Annotated in this window: 20 protein-coding genes; 12 read left to right on the forward strand and 8 right to left on the reverse strand. The window is 72.7% G+C overall.

The genetic code is table 11. The features are described 5' to 3' along the window. The first annotated feature begins 12 nt into the window (after positions 1-12). From ACOOHE_RS06890 to ACOOHE_RS06900, 3 genes are all read left to right on the forward strand, one after another. Positions 13-1,041 (forward strand): ABC transporter ATP-binding protein, encoded by a 1,029-nt coding sequence (locus ACOOHE_RS06890; RefSeq protein ID WP_420457069.1) that lies wholly within the window; start codon positions 13-15, stop codon positions 1,039-1,041. 101 nt (positions 1,042-1,142) lie between these two features. Continuing rightward, positions 1,143-1,547, forward strand: coding sequence for a GNAT family N-acetyltransferase (locus tag ACOOHE_RS06895; protein WP_420457070.1), 405 nt, complete (start codon positions 1,143-1,145; stop codon positions 1,545-1,547). Then, entirely contained in the window at positions 1,544-2,029 is a 486-nt protein-coding gene (locus tag ACOOHE_RS06900; protein ID WP_420457071.1) for a DinB family protein, read from the forward strand. Before ACOOHE_RS06895 ends, ACOOHE_RS06900 begins: the two co-directional genes overlap by 4 nt. A gap of 291 nt (positions 2,030-2,320) precedes the next feature. Here the strand turns inward: ACOOHE_RS06900 and ACOOHE_RS06905 are convergent, their stop codons facing one another. The 3 genes from ACOOHE_RS06905 to icd all read right to left on the reverse strand — a co-directional run bounded on the left by ACOOHE_RS06905 (position 2,321) and on the right by icd (position 5,173). Further along, positions 2,321-3,349 carry a S66 peptidase family protein gene (locus ACOOHE_RS06905; protein ID WP_420457072.1) on the reverse strand — a complete coding sequence of 343 codons (1,029 nt, stop codon included), beginning with the start codon at positions 3,347-3,349 and terminating at the stop codon, positions 2,321-2,323. Positions 3,350-3,449: 100 nt separating this feature from the next. Beyond that, a complete protein-coding gene (locus ACOOHE_RS06910; RefSeq protein ID WP_420457073.1) occupies positions 3,450-3,917 on the reverse strand; it encodes a hypothetical protein in 468 nt (155 codons plus the stop codon). Then, on the reverse strand, positions 3,917-5,173 hold the full coding sequence (gene icd, locus ACOOHE_RS06915; protein WP_420457074.1) for an NADP-dependent isocitrate dehydrogenase: 1,257 nt from the start codon (positions 5,171-5,173) through the stop codon (positions 3,917-3,919). The genes ACOOHE_RS06910 and icd overlap by 1 nt, the downstream gene beginning before the upstream one ends. 123 nt (positions 5,174-5,296) lie before the next feature. On the opposite strand from icd, the gene ACOOHE_RS06920 reads away from it, so the two are divergent. Then, positions 5,297-6,358, forward strand: a complete 1,062-nt coding sequence (locus ACOOHE_RS06920; RefSeq protein WP_420457075.1) for a D-alanine--D-alanine ligase family protein — start codon at positions 5,297-5,299, stop codon at positions 6,356-6,358. A gap of 269 nt (positions 6,359-6,627) precedes the next feature. Continuing rightward, complete coding sequence (locus ACOOHE_RS06925; protein ID WP_420457076.1) at positions 6,628-7,929, forward strand: UDP-N-acetylmuramoyl-tripeptide--D-alanyl-D-alanine ligase; 1,302 nt, start codon at positions 6,628-6,630, stop codon at positions 7,927-7,929. Between the two features lie 94 nt (positions 7,930-8,023). Here ACOOHE_RS06925 and ACOOHE_RS06930 read toward each other — a convergent pair whose 3' ends face one another. Continuing rightward, a complete protein-coding gene (locus ACOOHE_RS06930; protein ID WP_420457077.1) occupies positions 8,024-8,794 on the reverse strand; it encodes a polyprenol monophosphomannose synthase in 771 nt (256 codons plus the stop codon). A gap of 180 nt (positions 8,795-8,974) precedes the next feature. On the opposite strand from ACOOHE_RS06930, the gene pdhA reads away from it, so the two are divergent. The 5 genes from pdhA to ACOOHE_RS06955 all read left to right on the forward strand — a co-directional run bounded on the left by pdhA (position 8,975) and on the right by ACOOHE_RS06955 (position 15,178). Continuing rightward, entirely contained in the window at positions 8,975-10,111 is a 1,137-nt protein-coding gene (gene pdhA / locus ACOOHE_RS06935; RefSeq protein WP_420457078.1) for a pyruvate dehydrogenase (acetyl-transferring) E1 component subunit alpha, read from the forward strand. Between the two features lie 76 nt (positions 10,112-10,187). Beyond that, positions 10,188-11,168 carry a pyruvate dehydrogenase complex E1 component subunit beta gene (locus tag ACOOHE_RS06940; RefSeq protein WP_420457079.1) on the forward strand — a complete coding sequence of 327 codons (981 nt, stop codon included), beginning with the start codon at positions 10,188-10,190 and terminating at the stop codon, positions 11,166-11,168. A gap of 95 nt (positions 11,169-11,263) precedes the next feature. Beyond that, complete coding sequence (locus ACOOHE_RS06945) at positions 11,264-12,691, forward strand: dihydrolipoamide acetyltransferase family protein (RefSeq protein ID WP_420457080.1); 1,428 nt, start codon at positions 11,264-11,266, stop codon at positions 12,689-12,691. A 34-nt stretch (positions 12,692-12,725) separates the two neighbouring features. After that, complete coding sequence (locus ACOOHE_RS06950) at positions 12,726-13,580, forward strand: metallophosphoesterase family protein (RefSeq protein ID WP_420457081.1); 855 nt, start codon at positions 12,726-12,728, stop codon at positions 13,578-13,580. A gap of 32 nt (positions 13,581-13,612) precedes the next feature. Next, a complete protein-coding gene (locus tag ACOOHE_RS06955) occupies positions 13,613-15,178 on the forward strand; it encodes a DUF3667 domain-containing protein (RefSeq protein ID WP_420457082.1) in 1,566 nt (521 codons plus the stop codon). 173 nt (positions 15,179-15,351) lie between these two features. Here the strand turns inward: ACOOHE_RS06955 and tssK are convergent, their stop codons facing one another. The 3 genes from tssK to ACOOHE_RS06970 form a co-directional block, all read right to left on the reverse strand. Next, entirely contained in the window at positions 15,352-16,698 is a 1,347-nt protein-coding gene (gene tssK, locus ACOOHE_RS06960) for a type VI secretion system baseplate subunit TssK (RefSeq protein WP_420457083.1), read from the reverse strand. A 5-nt stretch (positions 16,699-16,703) separates the two neighbouring features. Then, the gene (tssJ, locus tag ACOOHE_RS06965) at positions 16,704-17,201 is read right to left on the reverse strand and encodes a type VI secretion system lipoprotein TssJ (protein WP_420457084.1); all 498 of its coding nucleotides are present in this window, start codon (positions 17,199-17,201) and stop codon (positions 16,704-16,706) included. A gap of 259 nt (positions 17,202-17,460) precedes the next feature. Next, complete coding sequence (locus ACOOHE_RS06970) at positions 17,461-18,990, reverse strand: transglycosylase SLT domain-containing protein (protein ID WP_420457085.1); 1,530 nt, start codon at positions 18,988-18,990, stop codon at positions 17,461-17,463. Between the two features lie 267 nt (positions 18,991-19,257). Here ACOOHE_RS06970 and ACOOHE_RS06975 point away from each other — a divergent pair, with 267 nt between their 5' ends. Both ACOOHE_RS06975 and ACOOHE_RS06980 read left to right on the forward strand, forming a co-directional pair. Beyond that, a complete protein-coding gene (locus ACOOHE_RS06975; RefSeq protein WP_420457086.1) occupies positions 19,258-19,629 on the forward strand; it encodes a DUF4398 domain-containing protein in 372 nt (123 codons plus the stop codon). Between the two features lie 43 nt (positions 19,630-19,672). Then, entirely contained in the window at positions 19,673-20,401 is a 729-nt protein-coding gene (locus ACOOHE_RS06980; protein ID WP_420457087.1) for an OmpA family protein, read from the forward strand. A gap of 50 nt (positions 20,402-20,451) precedes the next feature. Here the strand turns inward: ACOOHE_RS06980 and tssH are convergent, their stop codons facing one another. After that, a complete protein-coding gene (tssH, locus tag ACOOHE_RS06985) occupies positions 20,452-23,349 on the reverse strand; it encodes a type VI secretion system ATPase TssH (protein ID WP_420457088.1) in 2,898 nt (965 codons plus the stop codon). Positions 23,350-23,413: the final 64 nt, after the last annotated feature.

Consider the following 23,413-nt stretch of genomic DNA (forward strand, 5'->3'; position numbering starts at 1 on the left):
TCATACTCGCCGATGGCCCTCCCCAGTCCCCCGTCCCCGGTCCCCAGTCCCGGCATTCGAATCGACGGCGTCGTCAAGCGCTACGGCGCCGTCACGGCCGTCGACGACGTCACGCTGGACGTGCCCGAGGGCGCGTTCGTGTCGCTGCTCGGCCCGTCCGGGTGTGGGAAGACGACGCTGCTCCGGCTCGTCGGAGGGTTCGAGACGCCCGACGCGGGGACGGTCCGCATCGGCGGCGCGGACGTGACGCGGCGCGCGCCCCAGGACCGGCCGACGGCGATGGTCTTCCAGAGCTACGCGCTGTTCCCCACGATGACGGTCGGCGAGAACGTGGGCTACGGGATGACGGTGCGAGGCGTCGCCCGCGACCAGGTCCGCCAGCGGACGGCGCGGGCGCTCGCCCGGGTCGACCTGGCGGGGTTGGAGGACCGGCCGGTCGCGGCGCTCTCGGGCGGCCAGCAGCAGCGGGTGGCGCTCGCGCGCGCCGTCGCCGTCGAGCCCGACGTGTTGCTGTTCGACGAGCCGCTGTCGAACCTCGACCTGGCGCTCCGCGAGGCGACACGCGCCGAGCTCAAGGCGTTGCAGCGCGAGATCGGCGTGACGAGCCTCTACGTGACGCACGACCAGTCGGAGGCGCTGGCGCTGAGCGACCGGATCGCGCTCATGCGGGCCGGACGGGTCGAGGCCGTCGGCACGCCCGAGGATTTGTACGCCGACCCGCCGACGGCCTACGCCGCGTCGTTCCTGGGCGGCGCCAACGTGATCCGCGACCGGGCGCTCGCCGAGCGGCTGGCGGGCGAGCCGATGCCCGACGGCCACGCCCTCGCCGTCCGCCCCGAGGCGCTCGAGCCGGCCGACGACGGCGTCCCGGTCCAGCTCCTCGGCCGCCTGTTCTTGGGGCTCACGGCCGAGTGGGACGTCGAGGTCGAGGGCCACCGGCTCCGGCTGTGGACCGACCCGGCCCGGCCGATCCCGGAGACGCTCGCGGTGCGAGCTGCAACGTGGCGCTGGGTCTCCGACGACGCGAACCCGGGGGGGTGAGCCGAGTACCTCCGCTCCGTCATCCGGGCTCAATGCGTGACTCGTGGTGCGCGGTTCTCCTACGACGGCCCTTCACGCATCACTCCTCACGCATCACCCCGATGACCGACCCCGGCTCCCTCGACCTCCGTGACACGCTCGACGGCCTGACGCCGGCCCGCATCGCGACGCTCTACCGCCGCGCCCCGCTGCTGCGCAAGACCGACAACCCGGACCGGCTGTGGCAGGCGTTCGAGGCGTCGTCGCTCGTGCTCACGCTGTGGGAGAGCGACCGCGTCGTTGGGCTGGCCCGGGTGCTCACCGACGGCGTCCAGTCGGCGATCCTGTGCGACCTCGCCGTCGAGCCCGACGTCCAGGGGGCCGGCGTCGGGAAGCGGCTGATCGACGAGATCCTGGGCCGCCTGCCGGGCGTCGAGCTGATGCTGCGCGACTCGAACCTGTCGACCGGGTTCTACGAGCGGCTGGGCTTCGAGGCCGTCGACAACGCCTGGGTGCGCCGGGCATGACCGACGCCCTCGCCACCCTCGACGTCGTCCGCCAGACCCGCCGCGCGATGGCGGCCGTCGTCGACGCCCTGCCCGACGCCGCGCGGACGACGATCCCGGACGGGTTCAACAACCACGTCCTGTGGAACGCCGGCCACGTCGTGGCGACCGAGCAGGCGCTGACCTACGGGCTCTCGGGGATGCCGCCGAACCCTCCGGACGGGTTCATGGCGGACTTCCGCAAAAGGAGCTCGCCGCGCGACTGGGACCGGGCGTGGACGTGGGCCGAGGTCCGCGACCTGCTCCTCTCCGCGCCAGACCGGACCGAGGCCGACCTCCGCGCCGGCCGGTTCGAGACATTCCGCGAGTACCGGACGACGCCGGGCGTGGTGCTGGCGAGCGCCGAGGACGCCGTCCGGTTCAACCTGTACCACGAGGGGCTCCACCTCGGCAGCATCCTGGCGCTCCGCAAGCTCGTCGGCGGTAGGTCAGTGGGTCAGTAGATCCGTGCGTCAGTGGTTTGTGCGCACGGCCAGGCGGTCGAGTTCGGGTCCCTCGTACCGGACACGGACCCACTGACGCACCGAATCGCTGATACCCGTTCTGGGAGTGATGGCCTCATCCCGAACGTGTCATCCTGAGCGGAGCGAGCGCCAGCGAGCGGAGTCGAAGGATCTGCTCGACGCGGCCTCCCGGTCGTGGAGGCTCCGAACCGACAAGCCGCTAGATCCTTCGACCTCGGCTCAGGATGATAGGGTGGGGCGGATGGAGGAAATCAGAGACCTGGCATGACTCTAGGCGACGGCCGGCGCGAGCAGCCGGAGCGTCCCCGCGTCCGCGTCGATCTCGGCCTCCGCGCCGAGGGGGACGGTCAGCTTGCGCGACGTGTGGCCGATGGCGGCGCCCTGGAAGGCCGGCACGCCCAGCGGCCCGACGTGCTGGCGGACGACCTCGTCGAGCGTGAACCCGTCGACGGGGCCCGAGTCGGGGTCGCAGCGGGGGCAGGCCCCGAACACGAACCCGGCGAGGTCCGCGAGCAGCCCGGCCTGCCCGAGCTGCGTCAGCATCCGGTCGATCCGGTAGATCCCCTCGCCGATGTCTTCGACGAACAGGACGTGGCCGGCCAGGTCCGGCAGCCACGCCGTCCCGACGAGCGAGACCAGCACCGACAGGTTGCCGCCGACGAGCGGGCCCGTCGCTCGGCCCGACGTGATCGTCGCCGGCCCAGAGAGCGGCGTCGTGGACGTCCGCAGCGTTGCCGCGTCCGCGTCCATCACGACGCGGCGGAAGCTCTCGCCCGAGAACCCGTCCAAGTCTGACGAGGCATTGGGTCCGTGGAACGTGACGAGGCCGGCGCGGGCGTAGGTCGCCAGCAGCAACGACGTGTTGTCGCTGAAGCCGCAGAGCACCTTCGGGTTCGACCGGACCGCGTCCCAGTCGACAAACGGGAGAGCGCGGGCGGCGCCCCAGCCACCTCGCATCGCCATGACGGCGTCGACGCGGTCGTCGGCGAACATGGCGGTGACGTCGGCGGCCCGCTGGGCGTCGGTGCCGGCGAAGTAGCCGTCGCGCGCGAGCACGTGGCGCCCGGGGAGTGCCCGGAGCCCGAGCCCGTCGAGGTGGCCGACGGCTTCGTCGAGGTCGGCCCGGGTGTAGACGATGCCGGCCGGGGCCACCAGCCCGACCGTGTCGCCGGGCCGCAGCCGTGGCGGCCGGACGGCGGGGCGGACGGGCGGCTGTCGGTCGCCGCTCGCCAGCACGACGGGCGTCGCGAGCGCGGCGGCGCCCAGACCGGCGGACTGGAGGAAGCGGCGGCGGAGCATGAGGGTAGAGGCTGTTCGGGCGCGTGCCAGCTCCGAGCCGATCTCTGCAACATCTAGCTGAGCGTAGGGAGAGGATCCCTTAAGACGCGCCTCCTGGCTGTCAGCGTTTTCGTTTTCTCTCGTTCTGCCACTTGATCTTAGACATTCGCGAACGAGCCGATTCCACTTCAATTCCTAGATTGATGTATTCAATCCTGGCTCTGGTAATCAGCTTTTCGACTTCGATACCGGACAGAGAATCGAGATTCTGAGACTTGGCTACTAGGGCTTCGAGCCTCTTAAAACCGTCTGACCTGAGCTTCTCGATCCTTGTCGCCTCCACCTGGGCGAGGACAGATTTGTAAGGAGTGTCGAACTGGTCGACATTCTGCGCCTCTTCCATAATGAGCCGTCTGAAGCCGTCAGCTTTGGAAGCATATTCACCTAACTCTGTCATTAGGGCTGTTCGCTTCTCCTGATCCCTAACTCTTGTATCGTCGCGCCTTGATCGTATCGCATACGCAAAGCTCGCGGTTGAGAGGAGAAGCGCGACAACTGAAAGCGCGTCGGAGAAGCCCAAGTCACCCATTACAGGTTCTCGATCAGCGCGTCGCCGAACTCGCTGCACTTCAGGAGGGTCGCGTTCTCCATCTGGCGCTCGAAGTCGTACGTCACCCGCTTCTGGCCGATCGTCGTCTCCATCGACTGGATAATCGCGTCGGCGGCCTCGGTCCAGCCCATGTAGCGCAACATCATCTCGCCCGACAAGATCACGCTCGACGGGTTGACCTTGTCCTGGCCGGCGTACTTCGGCGCCGTCCCGTGCGTGGCCTCGAACAGCGCCACGCCCGTCGTGTAGTTGATGTTGGCGCCCGGCGCGATCCCGATGCCGCCGACCTCGGCCGCGAGGGCGTCCGAGACGTAGTCGCCGTTGAGGTTGAGGGTCGCGATCACGCCGTACTCGGCCGGCCGCGTCAGGATCTGCTGCAAGAAGGCGTCGGCGATGACGTCCTTGACCGTGATCGTCACGCCGTCCTTGGTGAACTGGCGCCAGGGGCCGCCGTCGAGTTTTTCGGCGCCGTACTCGGCATCCGCCAGCTCGTAGCCCCAGTCGCGGAAGGCGCCCTCGGTGAACTTCATGATGTTCCCCTTGTGGACGAGGGTCACCGAGTCGCGGCCGTCGGCGACGGCGTAGTCGAACGCGGCGCGGACGAGGCGGGCCGTCCCCTCTTGCGACACGGGCTTGATGCCGAACCCGGCCGAGTCGGGGAAGCGGACGTTCTCGAACCGCGTCGGGAAGTGCTCCTTCATCAACGCCTTGAACCGCTCGGCGTCCTCGGTCCCGTTCTCGAACTCGATGCCGGCGTAGATGTCCTCCGTGTTCTCGCGGAAAATGATCATGTCGACGTCCTCGGGCGCCTTGACCGGCGACGGGACGCCGCTGAAGTAGCGGACCGGGCGGACGCAGGCGTACAGGTCGAGCTTCTGGCGGAGCGCCACGTTCAAGCTCCGGATGCCGCCGCCGACGGGCGTCGTGAGCGGGCCCTTGATCGCGACGAGGTGATTGTCGATGGCGTCGAGCGTGTCCTGGGGCAGCCACTCGCCGAACCGGTCGTGCGCCTTCTCGCCCGCGTAGACCTCGAACCACTCGATCTGGCGGTCTCCCCCGTAGGCGTTCTCGACGGCCGCGTCGAGCACGCGCGAGGCCGCGGCCCAGATGTCGGGCCCGATCCCGTCGCCCTCGATGTAGGGGACGATGGGGCGGTCGGGGACGCGGAGCCCGTCGTCGGTCATGCGGATGGACTCGCCGGAGGTGGGCGTCGTGAGGTGCTGGTAGTCGGCCATCGGGGGCGTAGGTTCGGGAAGAGAGGGCGGGGAAGCTACGCGGGAGCGCGCGCACCGGTCCACGGGCCGACGCGCGGCGGACCGGGCTAGCTTGCGACGCCCCTCTCCCCGCCGTTCCCTTCCATGCCGGACCCCCTCCACGTCGGACTCCTCTACGGCGGCCAGTCGGCCGAGCACGAGGTCTCGGTCCGCTCCGCCCGCAACGTCCGCCGGGCGCTCGGCGACCGGTACCGCGTCACGCCGATCTACATCGACCGGCACGGCCGGTGGCTCCTCTCCGACGACGACCACCTCGCGTCGGGCGATGTCCCCGGCACGCTCGCCATGTTCGTCCCCCACACGGACGACTTTACCGTCCGGTCGAGCCAGCTCCAGCGCGAGGGCGTCGAGGTCGTGTTCCCCGTCCTGCACGGGACGGGCGGCGAGGACGGGACGATCCAGGGGTTTCTGCACACGCTCGGGCTTCCGTACGTCGGGCCCGACGTGCTGGCGTCGGCGGCGTGCATGGACAAGGTGGTCGCCAAGCGGCTGTTGGAGGCGGCCGGGTTACCAACGACGCCGTTCGCGGTCGTCCGCGCCCACGAGCGCGACCGGGCCTCGTTCGAGGCGCTCGCCGACCGGCTCGGCTCGGTCGTGTTCGTCAAGCCGGCCAACTCGGGCTCGTCGGTCGGCGTGACGCGCGTCGACGCGGCCGACGGGTTCGGGGCCGCGCTTGACGAGGCGTTCCTCTACGACAAGACCGTCCTGGTCGAGACCGGCGTCGTCGGCCGCGAGATCGAGGTGGCCGTCCTCGGCAACGAGCAACCCGAAGCGTCGGTCCCGGGCGAGATCGTGTCGACGTCGGCGTTCTACGACTACGACGCGAAGTACGAGGACCCCGACGCCTCGCGGATGGAGGTCCCCGCCGACCTGCCCGACGAGGTCGCCGCCCGCGTCCGCCGGATGGCCGTCGACGCCTACGTCGCCCTCGGCTGCGAGGGGATGGGCCGGGTCGACTTTTTCGTGACCGACGGCAGCGACGTGCTGGTCAACGAGATCAACACGATCCCGGGCTTCACCGAGCGGAGCATGTACCCCGTGATGTGGGCCGAGACGGGCCGGAGCCACGAGCAGCTCGTCGACGACCTGATCCGCCTCGCGCTCGACCGCCACGCCCGCGACGCCGCCCGCAAGACGACGCGGTAGCTCGCTCCGCTCCCCGCAAACGGGGCAGGCGCGGGAAACAGGGGACGGGGACACGGGAACCGGCAGAAGGAGAGCGAGCCGGGACCGCGGTTAACCCACCGGGTCTTCCCGTACGGACACGACTTGTCGTGTCCCTGCCGAGCGCGGTTGCCGCTGGCGGACACGATGAATCGTGTCCCTACGAAAGGCCTGTCCCGCCGACGCTGGCGGTCGCGCGCCGACCGCCGGAGATTCCACTCGTCCACTCGTCCACTCGTCCCCCGTCCCCGATGCCGTTCTCGACCGACACCCGCACGCTCCAGCCCGGCGACACCTACGTCGCCGTCCGGGGCGAGACCCACGACGGCCACACGTTCGTCTCGCGAGCCGTCGAGAAGGGCGCGTCGGCCGTCGTCGTCGAGGAGCCCGTCGACGTGCCCGGGCGTGTCGAGGTCACGGAGGTCGAGAGCAGCGTCGGCCACTTGGTGGAGCTGGCGTCGGCGCGCGTCCGCGAGCTGGGGTGCCCGGTCGTCGCCATCACTGGGTCCGTGGGGAAGACGACGGCGCGGACGGCCGTCGTGTCCGTGCTGGAGCAGGGGCTCACGGTGAAGGGCTCCGAGGGCAACAAGAACACGCCGCTCGGCCTGTCCCTCGCGCTCCTCAACGCCGACCTCACGCCGGAGACCGTCCTCGTGCTCGAGATGGGCGCCCGCCTCGAAGGCGACATCCGGGAGCTGTGCGCCGCGTTCCCGCCGACCGTCGGCGTGGTCACGAACGTCCGGCCGGTCCACGTCGAGACGCTGGGGAGCGTCGACGGCGTCGAGCGCGAAAAGTCCGAGATCGTCCGCGCCCTCGACGCCGAGGGGACCGCCGTCTTGAACGGTGACGACCCGCGCGCCCGTCGGATGTCCGAGGTCACCGCCGGCCGCGTCGTGTTGTACGGGACCGGCGCCGACTGCGACGTCCGCCCCGAGCACGTCACGGCGACGCTGCCCATCCTGGGCGACCACGCCATCTACACGGCGCTCGCGGCCACGGCTGTCGGCCGCGTGTTCGACCTGGACGACGCGGCGATCACGCGCGGGCTCGAAGCGATGACGCCCGAGGCCGGCCGGCTCCGCCGCCTGGACGGCGTGGGCGGGAGCACGCTCGTCGACGACACCTACAACGCCTCGCCCGACGCGACCGTCGCCGCGCTCGACGTGCTGGCGGGCCTGGGCGAGCGCCGGACGGCGTTCCTGGGTGACATGCTGGAGCTGGGCGCCGACGAGGTGGCTGAGCACGTCCGCGTCTTGCGCGCCGCGCTCGACCGGGCCGACCGCGTGGTGGCCGTCGGCGAGATCATGGGGCGGGCGGTCCAGGAGATGACGCCTGAGGAGCGGGGCCGGATCGAGACCGCCGTCTCGTCGCGCGCGGCGGCCGGGGCCCTCCGCGCCGGCGGACCGTTCGAGCTGGGGCCGCGCGACGCCGTGCTCGTCAAGGGCTCCCAGGGCGCCCGGATGGAGCGGGTCTCCGAAGCGCTCCTCCACCCGGCCCTCGACCCCGCCGACGTGCTGCCCCGCCAGTCGGAGCAGTGGAAGGCGATCCAGTAGGGGGTCGGCGGGTCGAGCCGGTTCGGCAGGTTTCGCGGGTTCGTTCGACGACAACCTGCGGAACCTGCGAGACCCGCTGAACTCGCCGGACCGTCTACAGCCTCCCCACCAGCGCCCGCGCTCGGAGCTCCCAGACCTTCCCCATCGCCTCGCGGACGATGGCCCCGCTCATCTTGCTCTCGCCCTCGCTCCGCTCGGTGAACACGATGGGAACCTCGACGAGTCGGAAGCCGAGCCGCCACGCCCGGTAGTTCATCTCGATCTGGAACGAGTACCCGTTCGAGCGGACGCGCGAGAAGTCGATGGCCTGGAGCACCTCGTGGCGGAAGCACTTGAACCCGGCCGTGACGTCGCGGATCGGCAGCCGCGTGATGGCGCGGGTGTAGACGCCGGCCCCGTAGCTCAGCACCAGCCGGCCGAGCGGCCAGTTGAGCACACGGAGCCCGTCGACGTAGCGGCTCCCGATGGCCACGTCGGCCCCGCCGCCGCCCTCGGAGACCGGGCGGCAGGCCGCGATCAGGCGCGTCAGGTCCTCGGGGTTGTGCGAGAAGTCGGCGTCCATCTCGCAGATGTAGCGGAAGCCGGCATCGCGGGCCAAGCGGAACCCGGTGAGGTAGGCCGTGCCAAGGCCCAGCTTGCCCGGCCGCCGCAAGAGCCCGACGCGGGCGGGGTGGGCCCGACGGAGCGCCTCGACCCGGTCGCCGGTCCCGTCCGGCGACCCGTCGTCGACGACCAGGACGGCGATGTCGCCGTCGAGCCCGAGCACCTGGCGGACGACGGCCTCGACGGTCCCGGCCTCGTTGTAGGTCGGGACGACGACGACGGCGCCGCCGGGGTCGGGGGGAGCGAGGAAGACGTCGGGCACGGGCGGAGGATACTGGGGCCGGAGGCCGCGCGGCGGTCCGGTTCCGTTGAGAGACGGATGAGACGGCGGCGTCGGTACGTCGGTCGTGCGCCCGAGGGTGGGGCGGCGGTAGCTTTTCCGGCGCGGCGGATCTCGCACCCCCGTCGCCGGTTCGCCTTCGCCCCCCTCGTCGAGACACCCATGGCCGGCACGTCCACCCCCAAAAAGGCCCCCGCCAAAGAGGCCGCCCCGAAGAAGGCCTCGGCCAACGGCGCCGCCGGGTTCACGCCCGACGTCCCCGACGTCCAGATCTTCCGCGACTCGGGCCACACCCACGAGTCGCTCGGGCTCAGCGCCGACGACGTGCTGGCGATGTACCGGAACATGCTGCTCCAGCGCCGCTTCGAGGAGCGGGCGGCCCAGATGTACGGGCGCCAGAAGATCGCCGGGTTCCTCCACCTCTACATCGGGCAGGAGGCCGTCTCGACCGGCGCCGTGTGGGCCGTCCGCGACACGGACCCCATCATCACGGCCTACCGCGACCACGGGCTGGCGCTCGCGCGGGGGATGTCGAGCGACGCCGGGATGGCCGAGCTGTTCGGCAAGATCGACGGGTGCAGCCGCGGCAAGGGCGGCTCGATGCACTTTTTCGACGTCGAGAAGCACTTCTACGGTGGCCACGGGATCGTCGGCGGCCAGATCCCGGTCGGCGTCGGGATGGGGTTCGCGTCGAAGTACAAGGAGGACGGCGGCGTCTCGCTGACGTTCTTCGGCGACGGGGCCATCAACCAAGGCGCGTTCCACGAGGCCGCCAACCTGGCCGCGCTCTACGACGTCCCGGCGCTCATCATTGTCGAGAACAACGAGTACGCGATGGGCACGTCCGTCGAGCGCTCGCGCGGCGACGCCCAGCTCTACAAGCAGGGCTACCCCTACGGCATGAAGACGGCCGTGATCGACGGGATGGACCTGTTCGAGGTCTACCACGCCTTCAAGACCCTCGGCGACGACGCGCGCGGCGAGACCGACGGCCAGACCAAGCCGTACTTCGTCGAGGTCCAGACGTACCGCTACCGCGGCCACTCGATGTCGGACCCGCAGAAGTACCGGACGAAGGAGGAGATGGAGTCGAAGAAGGACCTCGACCCGATCATCAAGACCAAGAAGTACATCGTCGACCACGAGCTGGCGGGCAACGACGCGCTCGACCAGATCGACGAGGACGTCAAGGCCGAGGTCATGGCCGCCGTCGAGTTCGCCGAGCAGTCGCCGCTCCCCGACGTGTCCACGATGTACGAGGACGTCTACGCGAAAGACGACTTCCCCTTTACCGTCTGATCCGGTACGGGGTACAGGGTACGTGGTACCCGCTGGACCGTACCTCGTACCCTGTACCCCGTACCTGCTGACATACATGGCCGAGCTGCAATTCCGAGAAGCCCTCCGCGACGCGATGACCGAGGAGATGGTCCGCGACGAGAGCGTGTACCTCATCGGCGAGGAGGTGGCCGAGTACGACGGGGCCTACAAGGTGTCCCAGGGGATGCTCGACCAGTTCGGGCCCAAGCGGATCATCGACACGCCGATCTCCGAGGCCGGCTTCGCGGGGCTCAGCATCGGCGCGGCGCTGATGGGGTTGCGGCCGATCGTCGAGTTCATGACGTGGAACTTCACGTTCGTGGCCTTCGACCAGATCGTCTCGAACGCGGCCAAGGTCCGCTACATGTCGGGCGGGCAGGCGTCGGTGCCGATTGTGTTCCGCGGCGGCAACGGGGCGGCCGGCCAGCTCGGCGCGACGCACTCGAACTCGGTCGAGGCGCTGTACTCGAACGTGCCCGGCCTCAAGATCATCGCGCCCTCGAACCCCGACGACGCCAAGGGCCTGCTGAAGGCCGCCATTCGGGACGACGACCCCGTCCTGTTCTTGGAGTCCGAGCTGATGTTCGGCCTGCGCGGCGAGGTGTCCGAGGCCGAGGACTACGTGCTCCCCATCGGCGAAGCCCGCGTCGCGCGCGAAGGCGACGACGTGACGATCGTGGCCCACTCGAAAAGCTACTGGCTCGCGATGGAGGCCGCCGAGGAGCTGGCGAAGCAAGGCGTCGAGGCGACGGTCATCGACCCGCGCACGATCCGCCCGTTCCCCATCGACGCCGTCAAGGACTCGGTCAAGCAGACGAACCGGCTGGTCATCGTGGACGAGAGCCAGCCGTTCGGCGGGATCGCGGCCGAGGTCGGCTTCCAGATCCAGCGCGACTGCTTCGATTTCCTGGACGCGCCGGTCGAGCGGGTGACGGCCAAGGACGTCCCGGCGCCCTACGCCAAGAACCTGATTGAGGCCTGGATGCCGTCGGTCGACGGCGTGATCGAGGCCGCCAAGAAGACGCTCTACATGTAGGCAACAGGAGTCAGGAATGAGGAATCGGGGCGTCGGCTCTGACCTCGGCGCCCGGCTCCACCCTGATTCCTGTCTCCCGATTCCTGATTCCTGCTATGGCCATCGCCGTTGAAATGCCCAAGATGAGCGACACGATGGAGGAGGGCGTCCTCGTGGCGTGGCTCGCCGAGGAGGGCGCGAGCGTGTCGGCCGGCGACGTGATCGCCCAGGTCGAGACCGACAAGGCCACGATGGACCTCGAGGTCTACGACGACGGCGTGCTCCTGAAGCGGGTCGTGGGTGAGGGGGACAGCGTGCCCATCGGGGCCCTTATCGCCGTGCTCGGGGCGGAGGGCGAGAGCCCGGACGACGTGCTGGGCAAGTACGGCGGTGACGGCGCCGCCGGCGGGGCGGAGACCACCGAGGTCAAAGCCGCGGCGCCAGCTCGCGACGAGGGCAACGCGGCGCCGGCCGGGCTCGACGGGATCACGGCGACCGCCGACGCCATCGACGCGCCGGCCCCGAGCGTCCAGCCGGTCACCGGCGATGGTTCGGCTCCGCTCACCACAGGCTCCGCCGCGCGCGAGGTCACGCCGTCCGCCCCCGCCAGCGGCGGACGGGTCAAGGCGTCGCCGCTGGCGCGGCGGATGGCCGAGGAGGCCGGGCTCGACCTGGCCCAGATCGTGGGCTCCGGGCCGGACGGGCGCGTCGTCAAGCGCGACGTCGAGAAGGCGAAGGAGGGCGGGGCTCCGGCGCCCGCGCCGTCCGCACCCGCCGCCGCTCCGGCGCCCGACCGTGGCCCGGCCCCGTCCGCTCCAGCACCGCGCCCGTCGGCTCCGGCCGAGGCGGGCGGCCAGGACCTCCGCATCACCCAGATGCGGAAGACGATTGCCAAGCGGCTCGCCCAGTCCAAGTTCACCGCGCCCCACTTCTACCTCACCGTCGACGTCGACATGCGGACGGCCATCGGCTTCCGCAACGAGATCAACGCGCTGACGGAGACGCAGGGGCTGGCGAAGGTGTCGTACAACGACTTGGTCACGAAGGCGTGCGCGGCGGCGCTGGGCCGGCACCCGATGGTCAACGCGAGCTACCTCGAAGACGAGGGCGTGATCCGCCAGCACCAAGGCGCGCATGTGGCCGTCGCCGTGGCGATGCCCGAGGGCCTCATCACGCCGGTCGTCCGCGACGCGGACCGGAAGGGGCTGGCCCAGATCGCCGCCGAGACGCGCGAGCTGGCGGGCCGCGCCCGCGACGGCCAGCTCGACCCGTCCGAGTACGCCGGCTCGACGTTCACGACGTCGAACCTGGGCATGTTCGGGATCGCCGAGTTCACGGCCATCATCAACCCGCCCAACGCCTGCATCCTGGCCATCGGCGCCATCCGCGACGTGCCCGTCGTCGACGGCGACGCGGTCGTGCCGGGCAAGCAGATGACGCTCACGCTCTCGTGCGACCACCGCGTCGTCGACGGGGCGACGGGCGCGGCCTTCCTCGGCGACGTCCAGGCGATGCTCGAGACGCCGGCGCTGATGCTGGTCTGATGAGGGTACGAGGTACGAGGTACGAGGTACGGCTGTGAGCGACGCCTCCGCTTCCGTACCCGGTACCCCGTACCCGTGTACCCTCGCTCACCTGAGCGACGTCCACTTCGGGCGGATCGCCGACGACCGAGTGGTCTCGGCGCTGGTGGACGAGGTGAACGCGGGCGGGCTCGACCTGGTCGTCGTCTCGGGCGACCTGACGCAGCGGGCGCGGCGGCGCGAGTTCCGCGCGGCCCGTGCCATGCTCGACGCTTTCGAGCCGCCGGTCCTGGTCGTCCCCGGCAACCACGACGTCCGCGCGTGGTGGCACCACCCGGTCGACCGGCTGTGGCGGCCGTCGAAGCGGTTCCGCCGGTTCATCTCCGACGACACGACGCCGACGGTGGAGGTGCCGGGGCTGGCGGCGTTCGGGCTCAACTCGGCCCACGGGTGGACCATCAAGGGTGGGCGGATCCGGCGCGAGCACGTCCGCGAGATGGAGGCGTTCTTCGCGGCCCAGCCGGCCGGCGCCTTCCGCGTGCTCGTCGTCCACCACCACCTGCTCCGGCTCGACGCGCTCGGCGACCACGACGTCTCGCGCGGGGCCCGGCGGGCGCTCGGCGCGGCCCAGCGGTCCGGCGTCGAGCTGGTCCTGTGCGGCCACCTCCACCGGAGCCACGTCGAGCCCGTCGAGCTAGCGCGGCCCGGTGGCGACGGCCACCGGCTGGTGATCGCGAGCGCCGGCACGGCGACCTCGAACCGCGGGCGCGGCTCGAACCGCGGCGTCAACGTCTACAACTGGGTCGAGGTCGGGCCCGACCGGTTCACCGTCTGCGAGCGTCGGTTCGACCCGGGCGCCGGGCGCTTCCACGACGCCCGCCAGACCGCGTTCGACCGCGAGCCGGCGTAACGGCTCGGGCCTCGGCCCCGTAGGTTCCGGCCGTGACCGACCCCGCCCTCCCCGCCGACCCGCCGGCCGTCGCGCTCGGCCCCGACCCGCCGGCCCCGCCGGACGCCGAGCCGTCACTCGGCTCCGGCGCCGACCGGCTCGCGCACGAGCCCCCGTCGGCGTGCCTCAACTGCGGGGCCGTGCTGCCGGGCCAGTTCTGCCCCGACTGCGGCCAGCGCGACCAGCCGCTCCGCCAGCCGGCCCACGTCTTTATCGCCGAGTCGGTCTCGGAGTACTTCGGGCTCGACGGGCGGCTGTGGCGGTCGCTCGGGCTCCTGCTGTTCCGGCCCGGCGCCCTCACGGTCGCCTACCTCGACGGCCGGCGGACGCGCTACCTCCGCCCGCTGAGGCTCTACCTCACGGCGACCGTCCTCTTTTTCTTCCTCCTGTCGCTGACCGACCCGCTCGCCGAGCGGCGCCAGACGGTCGAGCTCCGGCCGCTCCCGGCCGACACGTCGCTCGCGCCCGGGGCCCTCGCCGACCGCCTGGGCCAGCGCGAGACGGTCGCCGGGGCCGAGGTCGCCGCCGTCCAGTCGGCCATCGCGACGGCCTCGGGGACGGCCCTCGCCGACTCGCTCCGCCCGCTCGCCGCGTCGCTCGTCGAACTCGTGGACGCGCTCGACGCCGAGCAGGACCGGATGGACGACCTCGCCGACGACGACGACGTCCCGCGCGACACGCTCGTCGCGGTCGCCTCGCTCCCGCCGCGCGTGGCGGCGGCCCTGGCCGACACCGGCCGGGTCGAGATCGTCGACGCCGGGGGGAGCTTGGTGGGCGACGGTTTCTTCAGAGACATGCCGGCCTGGATGCAGGGCGACTTGGTCCGGCGGATGGAGGAGACGGAGTCGCCCGTCGAGCGGCAGATGCTCGCGGCGCAGTTCCAGCGGGCCGTGCTCCGGCAGGTCCCGACGGCGCTGTTCCTGATCCTGCCGCTGTTCGCCGTCCTCCTCAAGGTGTTCTACGCGCGCGGCGCCGGCCGGCGGCGTCGGCTCCGCGAGCGTCCGCCGGCCGCGCCCGATTCCGCGCCGACGTGGCGCCGGGCGTGGGCGGGGCTCCGACGGGGCGCGTGGGACGTCCGCCGGTGGCGGCAGCGGCGTCGGCGACGGACCGCCCAGCGGCGGATCGCCCGGTCCCGCGCCCGCCCGGTCCGGGGTGCCGTGGGCCGGCTCCGGCGGCGGGTGGCCGGCCACGCGATGCTCCGCCCGTGGCGTGTCCGCCGGGTCCGGCTGCTGCGACGGTCGCTCCGCGAGCGGCGGACGCGGTACTACGCCGAGCACTTGGTGTTCGCCCTCCACGTCCACGCCTTCACGTTTCTGGCGTTCATCCCGATCCTGCTCCTGGGCGGGTTCTCCGACGCGCCGACGTCGGCCTTCGCAGAGCGGGTGGGGATGATCCTCGCCTGGTCGATCCCGGTGTACTTCCTGGTGGCCCAGCACCGGGTCTACGCGCAGAGCTGGTCCAAGACGGTCCTGAAGTCGGTCGCGCTCGGGGTGGTCTACGTGATCTTGATCGGGCTCGGGGCCGTGTTCGCCGCCGGCCTCGCGCTCCGCCTGAGCTAGCGTTTTGTCACAGAGAGGCCGACGGGTGACCCGAGGGCGTTCTCGATGCGTGATCCGTGATGCGTGACTCTCGCCGGGGAGGATCACGCATCCTCGATCTGGAACCGGCCAGGATTGTGCGTCGCTGTACCGGCGTCGGGGCGTGTCGCCCAGCTCTCACGTTTTCAACCGCCCTACTCCGTCACCCCGACGAGCTGGAGGTCGACGCCGGCCAGCTCGTCCGGGACGAAGACGGAGAGCGTGCCGGCGGCCCGGATCGCGTCCCAGAACGGGCCCCGCCGCCGGAGCGCGAAGTACGAGGCGTCCGCGTCGACGGGCAGGCCGACGGGCAGGCGCTGCGTGGCCTCGATGGGAAGCGCCCTCGTGTAGCTCCTGAGCACCTTCTCGATGGTGTCGGGCGAGGCGACGCGGATCAGGCGGGGGACCTCGTCGGCCAGACGGCTCTCGGGGAGCGTCGAGCTGCGGGCGGTCAGGAACAGGTGGAGGTCCGGCCGGTCGAGCGGGAGCGCCGCCTCGTACAAGCCGTCGCGGACGCGCCGGAGCGGCAAGCGGACGTAGTTCGACTGCGGCGCGGCGTCGCCCAGGAGCGACCGGAGCGCCGCGTCGAGCCCCTCGAACCCGTCGGTCGGTCGGGCGTGGTCGTAGCGGGGGAGGTCGCGGGGGTGGAGCCCCGGGATGTAGGCCGAGAGCGCGCCGGCCAGCCGGGCGAGCGCCGTAAAGAGGGCGAGCGGGTGGGCGTCGGTGTGGACCGCCTGGGCCACTTCGGGCAGCGAGCCGCCAGCGACGGACAGCACGCCGAGCGCCGTCAGGTCCCTCACCGACAGCTCGCGCTGGGCGAGCAGCCCGTCGCGGTGCTCGGCGAACTCGGCGTACTTGGCCGTCAGCAGCTCGAGCGCGCCCCGGGCCACGGCCAGCGCGCGAGGCGAGGCCGAGAGCGCCGTGTGGGGCGGGACAAACGTGTCCGACAGGCGGTACGCCCCGCCGGGCGCGCGGACGACCTCGCAGGCGGGCAGGAGCGCGTGGGCGCCGGCGGTCTCGGTCGAGGCCCGGAGCACGAGCCCCAACCGAGCCACCTCGATCGGCCGCTCGTCGGCGCCCGTGTTGTCGTCCAGGACCAGGGCGGTCTCGGCGAGGTAGCGGGTCTCGGCCCGGGCGTCGTTCTGCAAGCGGACGTTGGCCCCGGCCCGGCGCTCGACCGGGACCGCGAGCGAGACCACGAGCCGGTCGGCCGTCGGGGGGAAGGCGTCGGCGAGGGCGCGGGGCGGCGGCAGCGGGTCCGTGTCGGGCGCGTCGAACGGCAACCCGTCCGGGAACACGCCGCGGGCTCGCGTCAGTGCGATCTCGCCGCCGGCCAGCCGGTCCACGTCGACGGCGAGCTCCGTGAACCCCCACCCGTAGGGGTGGACGGCGCGGACGCGGGCGTCGAGGTCCCGTTGGTTCGCGCGGTCCCACTGCTGGAGGTGGTGGGGGTCCAGGGCCATCCCCTCGTACCACACCACCCGGCGACGGTCCTGGGCCATGGCGGCTAGCGGCCGTCGGCCGTCGAGTCCGCCGAGACGGGCTCCACGCGCGGCCCCGTGATCGCGAGCGCGTCGTCGCCGACGAGGACGCCGAGGCCCTCGGCGAGCACCCGGCTGGCCGGGAACACGGCCCGCCACCCGTCCAGGCTCGGCGACCGGAAGTCGGCCGCGACGCCGACGTAGGCGGTCCGGGCGTCGAGCACGAGGGGGACAGCCCGGACCTCGCGCGGGTAGAGGAGGATCTCGCGGCGCGAGACGAGGGTGCCCGCGAACACGGCGTCGTCGCCGAGCCAGAACTCCTCGACGGGGACCAGCGTGAACGGGTCGGCGTCGGTGAGCTGGAAGATCTGGAGCGCGGCCGCGTTGCCGCCGGCGTTCATGCCGGGCGCGCCGGCGACCGCGAGCGTGACGTCGCGGGCGTCGTCGCGGGCCGCCCCCGAGCCGGAGCAGCCGGAGACCGCGAAGACCGTGAGGACGACGGCGAGGAGGACGAGGCGGGACATGGGGGGAGGGGAGACGCCACAAGCTACGGCGCCTCCCCGCCGCCGGTCGGCCGTACGTGGCGTCGAGCGGTGGAGAGCGTGGAGAGCCCCGCTTCGCGGGGAGAGCGCGGCTGGCGCCGCAGAGCGCGCGGAGAGTGGCTTGACTGCGACCTCACCCGCCCGCACGTTCCGTGCTCTCCGTGCTCTCCGTGCTCTCCGTGCTCTCCGTGCTCTCCGTGCTCTCCGTGCTCTCCGTGCTCTCCGTGCTCTCCGCGCCAGCTCAAAACGCCATCGTGGAGTACGGCGCCAGCGGGTCGCCGAAGTCGAACCCGAACAGCCGCGGGTTCTCGCCGATCACGGCCGCGGCGAAGATCTTCATCACGTAGTCCTTGGTCTCGGCCGGCATCCGGTCGCGGTGGACCGTGAGGAAGTGCCAGTAGGACCGGGCGCGGGGCGTCTCGGGGATCCCCTCGAAGGCGTCGCTCGGGATGGCCTGGGGCGCGCCGAGCCGGCGGACCCCCTTGATCACGCGGCCCTCGCCCCAGTTGTACGACGCGATCACCAAGAGCCCCGAGCTCTGGGCGTCCGTCGTGTAGATGTAGCTGAGGTACTTGGCCGCCGCCTCGGTCGCCTTACCGACGTCGTGGCGGTCGTCGAGCGGGTCCGGCACGCGGCTGGCGGCGTCGGGCCCCGTCGCGAGCCCGTAGCGCCGGGCCGTCGGCGGGATAAACTGCCACATGCCCTTGGCGATGCCCCACCGCGTGCGCGGGCCGACGGCGTCGGGGTTGAAGTCGCTCTCCTGGAGCGCCATGTAGAACAGCTGGCGCGGGAGCCCGTAGCGCTCGAACGTCTCGACGGCCAGCCGGTCGACGCCCTGGGCCCGGGCCCGCTCGATCCCCCGGACGAACCGGCCCCGGCCCCGGTCCATCCAGTACCCGTGGATCTCGTCCTGGACCGCCTTCACGAACCCGCGCGGCATGTCGAGCTCGGACTCGCCGAGCGCCCGGGCGACGCGGTAGATCGCCTCCTCCTCGGTCGTCGCGGGGTTGCCGACGAACGAGCCCGGCCCCGAGCCGCCGGTGTACAGCGACGTCTGGCGGACGCCCGCGTCGTACTGCTCGCTCAGCTCCTGCCGGAGCACGGTCGCCTGGGCGATCTGGGCGTCGAGCTCGGGGTCGACGCGGCTGGCGGCGAGCGCGCGGAGCCGGGCGACGGTCACGTCCTGGGCCCGGATCTGGGCGTGGAGGTCGAGCAGCGTCTCCTCGAGCCGGGTCTGGCGGATCTGGTCGGCCCACCCGAGCCCCAGCGCGACCACGAGGGCCAGCACGACGGCCGTGGCCCCGACGGCCGTGCCCCAGCGGACCCGGCTCCGCCCCCGGGCCTCGGCCGACGCCGCCGCCCGCCGCGCGTCCTCGGCCTCCTGGCGCGCCCACGCCAGCTCCCGCGACGACGTCGTGGCCTCGGCCGGCTCGGCCGGCGCGTCGTCGTCGGCCGGCGTGGGCCGTGGGGGCGTCGTGCTCAGCGTGACCTCGGGGCCCCGCCACCCCAGGCGGACCGTCGTCGGCCGGTCGACCCGGACCTCGGACACGGTCCGCGCGCCGACGAACGTCTGGTTCGCCCGGCCGACCTCGCGGAGCCACCACACGCCGTCGACCCGGGTCACCTCGGCGTGGTCGGGACGGACCTCCCGAGAGTCGAGGCGGACGTCGGCGTGGTCGGCGCGGCCGATCCGGAACGGGCCGTCGAACGTGCCGGCGAAGACCTCGGCCTCGCCGTCGACAACGCGGACGTAGAGCGGGGCGTCGGTCACGGCGTACCGGGCGGTCGGGGCGCGACGCGCCGGCGGGGAACGGGGCGGGGGGCGTCCGGAGCCCCGGACCGCGCGGGGCCGGGGGCGGGCGCATCAGACGGGCCCATAGGAACGGTGGACGGTCGGGATGGGGGCCGGGCGCGTGGCCGTGGAACCCAACGCGGGCCACAAGCTACCACGAGGGCACGGGGGCTCCGTCCGCCCGACGTCGGCAGGAGCCGGTCCCCGTGCGTGCCCGTCCCTCTCGAGCCGCTCACGCTTTATCCCATGCCCCGCCGTTCCTTCCTCCCGTCACTCTTGGTCGCCCTCGCCCTCGCCGGCTGCGGGTCGTCCGCCCCGGCCACCGCCACGGCCAGCGCCTCCGGCGACCTGTCCGAGGCCCGGGCCGCCGTCGAGCGCGCCCGCGCCGTCGGGGCCGAGGCCGAAGCTCCGACCGAGCTCCGGGCCGCCACGTCGCGGCTGATCCAGGCCGAGGCCGCCCTCGCCGACGGCGACGCCGCCCGCGCCGCCCGCTTCAGCCGGGAGGCCACCGTCGACGCGCGGCTGGCCGAGGCGACGGTGCTCGCGAGCCGCGCCCGGACCCAGGCGGCCCTGGCCGACGAGGTCCGCGAGCTCCGCGCCGCCATCGCCGCCCAGTAGCCCCGGCCCCCGCGCCCCCCGTCTCCCCCCTTCTCTGGCTCCCATGATCCGACGCCTCGCCCTCACCCTCGCCCTCGCCGGCCCCCTCGTCGGCTGCGGCTCGTCCGCCCCCTCGTCCACCCCGCCCGCCGCCCGGGCCGACGCCGCCGCGGCCGTCGACGAGGCCCGCCGCGCGATCGACCGGGCCGAGGCCGACTCGATGCAGGCCGCCTACCTCGACGCCCCCCGGCGGGCCGCCCAGGAGGCCGCCGCCGCGCTCGCGGCCGGCGACGGCGACCTCGCCACGCACCAGGCGTACCTCGCCCGCCAGGGCGCCCGCCTGGCCGCGCTCCAGGCCGAGATCGACGCGGCCGAGCAGGCCGTCCGGGAGACCGACGAGCAGGGCGGGCGCCGCCTGCTCATCACCGACGCCTTCCAGACGGCCCGGGTCACGCTCAAGCCGGAGTCCAGCACCGCCGTCGACCGCGTCGCCGCGTACCTCGTGGAGCACCCCGACCGCGCCGTCCTGGTGGAGAGCTTCACCGACGCGACGGGCAACGCGGACCGGAACTTTGAGCTCTCCGTCCGCCGGGCGGAGGCGGTCAAGGCGCGGCTGGTCGAGGCCGGCGTCGCCGAGGACCGGGTCGTGACGGCGGGCTACGGTCAGGCGTACCCGGTCGCGTCGAACGACACGGCGGCGGACCAGCGCCTCAACCGGCGGATCGAGATCACCGTCGCCCCGTCGGTCGACGACCTCCAGATGCGCGAGCCGCCGACCACCGGGGGTGACTGAGGCGGCCGGCCGTCGGGCGTGACACGGAGGCGCGTGACTCGGCCGGAGAGCTACGTGCCGTCGTCGGAGTCGACCCGCGCCTCGTCCTCGGTGCCCGGGGCGACGTCGGCCGTGAGCGCGGGCGACTCCTCTTGACCTACGTCCGGCACGTCGGCGTCGCCGGGCACGTCGGAGACGTCGGCCACCGGCTCATCGTCGCGCTCGGCCGACCCGTCGTCGACGGCGACGTGGAGCTCGCCGTCGGCGTCGACGTCGAGGCGGAGGGCGGCGGGCGGGTCGCCGTCGGCGAGGGCGGCCAGGAGCAGCCGGGCGGCCTCCGGCAACACCGTCCGCTGGACGACGGCGTCGAGCGCGCGCGCGCCCGTGTCGGACCGCGTGCCCCGCTCGACGATCTGGCGGACGGCGGCGTCGGAGACGGTGAAGGCGACGCCGTGGACCTGGGCCAACCGGTCGGCCACGCGCTGGAGCCGCATCCGGGCCACCTCCGCCAGCGCCTCTGGGGAGAGCGGGTAGAACGGGACGATCCGCATCCGGGCCAGCAGCGCCGCCTGGAAGTGCTTCGACAGGATCGGCCGGAGCCCCTCGCGGAGCGACTCGATGGGGGGCCGCTCGGGCTGGTCCTCTAACGCCTTGAGGAGTGGGCCCGCGCCCAGGTTCGAGGTCAGGCACAGGACCGTGTTCTTGAAGTCGATCTCGCGGCCCTCGCCGTCGCGCATCGTCCCCTTGTCGAACACTTGGTAGAACAGGTCGAGCGCGTCGGCGTGGGCCTTCTCGGCCTCGTCCAAGAGCACGACCGAGTACGGCCGCTGGCGGACGGCCTCGGTCAGGACCCCGCCCTCGCCGTAGCCGACGTAGCCCGGCGGCGACCCCTTGAGCTGGCTGACCGTGTGGGCCTCCTGGTACTCGGACAGGTTGATGGTCGTCAGGAACCGGTCGCCCCCGAACAGCTCGCCCGCAAGCGTCCGCGCCAGCTCCGTCTTGCCGACGCCGCTGGGACCGACAAACAAAAAGACGCCGAGCGGGGCGTCGGGGTCGCCGAGCCCGGCCTTGGCCGCGCGCAGCGTCTCGGCCACCTCGGCGACGGCCTCGGCCTGGCCCCGAACGTGGGCACCGAGGCGCTCTTCCAACCCGAGCAGCGCCGTCGCCTCGTCGCGAACCACGCTCCCGGCCGGCACGCCCGTCCAGTCCGACACGACGCGCGCGACGACGGCCGGCGTGACCTCGGGGTAGACGAGGGGCGCCTCGCCCTGGACCTCGGCCAACGCCTCGGACAGGCGGACGATCTCGGCGCGGAGCTCGGCCTCGTCCGTGGGCAGGTCGTCGAAGGAGGGGGGAGGGGGGATGAGGGCGTCGTCGGCCGGTGCTTCCGGCGCTTCCGACGGGGGGGCCTCTTCGGCCGGTGTGTCGTCGCCCCCTTCCGCCACGTCGAGGGCCGCATCTGCCTCCTCGTCGGCGCGGCCCGAAATGCGGCGGCGGGCCTCGGCCAAGCGGAGGGCGAGGTCGCGCTCGTGGCGCCACCGGTCGCGGAGCGTCTCGCGGTCGGCTTCGAGCGCGTCGCGCTGGGCGTCGAGCGCGTCCATCGCCTCGGCGTCGTGGCGCAGGCCGGCGGCGAGGTCGGCGCGGACGCCTTTGGCCTCGATGGCGAGGTCGCGGAGCTGGCGCTCGGCGTCGTCGAGCGCGTCGGGCAGGCCGGTCTGGCTGAGGCGGACGCGGGCCGCGGCCGTGTCCATCAGGTCGACGGCCTTGTCGGGCAGCTGGCGGCCGGTGATGTAGCGGTCCGAGAGCTCGGCCATCGCGTCGACGGCCTCGGCCGTGATCGCGACGCCGTGGTGGGCCTCGTAGCGCGACTTCAGCCCCCGCAGCATGACGGCGGCGTTCTGCGCCGTGGGCTCGTCGACGAAGATGGGCTGGAAGCGCCGTTCGAGCGCGGGGTCCTTTTCGATGTGCTTTTTGTACTCGGCCCAGGTCGTCGCCGCGACCGTCCGCAGCTCGCCGCGCGCGAGCGCCGGCTTGAGGAGGTTGGCCGCGTCGCCGGTGCCGGCCGCGCCGCCGGCGCCGATCAACGTGTGGGCCTCGTCGATGAACAGCAACGTCGGGCGGGGCGCCTCCTTGAGCGCCGCGAGCACGCGCTTGAGCCGGTCCTCGAAGGCGCCCTTGACGCTCGCGCCGGCCTGGAGCCGCGCCAGGTCGAGCGCGCGCAGGTCCGTGTCACGGAGCGCGTCCGGCACGTCGCCCTCGGCCATCCGCAGCGCCAGCCCCTCGACGACCGCCGTCTTCCCGACGCCGGCCTCGCCGACGAGCATCGCGTTGTTCTTGCGCCGCCGAAGGAGGACGTCGGTGATCTGGCGGATCTCGCGGTCGCGCCCGAACACGGGGTCGATCTCGCCGGCGCGGGCGCGCGCCGTCACGTCGGTCGTGAACTCGTCGAGCGGCCCGCCACCGCCCCCGCTGGCGACCGGGGCCGCCGGGGCGGACGACGCCGGCGCGCCCTCGGCCGAGCCCTGGGTGAGCCGGTCGAAGTCGTCACGGAGGTCGGCCGCGCGGAGAGGGGCGAACGCCTCGGACACGCCCAGCCGGCCGTCGGCGAGCGCGGCCTCGAGCACGTGGGCCGACCGGACCTCGGACGCCCCGTGGTGGACCGTCGCGGTCATCCACGCCTGCTGGATCACGTCGAGCAGGAGCGGCGAGAACGTCGGCCGGCCGGTGTTGCCGGTCCGGTACCCGTCGAGCACCTCGATCAGCGCGGCGCGCGCGGCCCCGTCGTCGGCGGTGTCGTTGCGGACGGCCGCGGCCACGTCGCTGGGGCGGTCGAGCAGGGCCAGCAGCAGGTGGGCCGGGCCGACCTCGTAGTGGCCCCGGTCGATGCACAGGCCGGCGGCGGCCTGGAGCGCGACGGCGGTCGGCTCGTTGAGCTTCTGGAGCAGGCTCCTGACGTCGTGGGCGTCCATTTGGTTGGCGAGGGGAAGGAGGGCGAGAATACGGACCCGTCGTCGGCGGGGTCCCCGAATGCCG

The sequence above is a fragment of the Rubrivirga sp. genome, assembly GCF_965213695.1.
Classification (GTDB): Bacteria; Bacteroidota; Rhodothermia; order Rhodothermales; family Rubricoccaceae; genus Rubrivirga.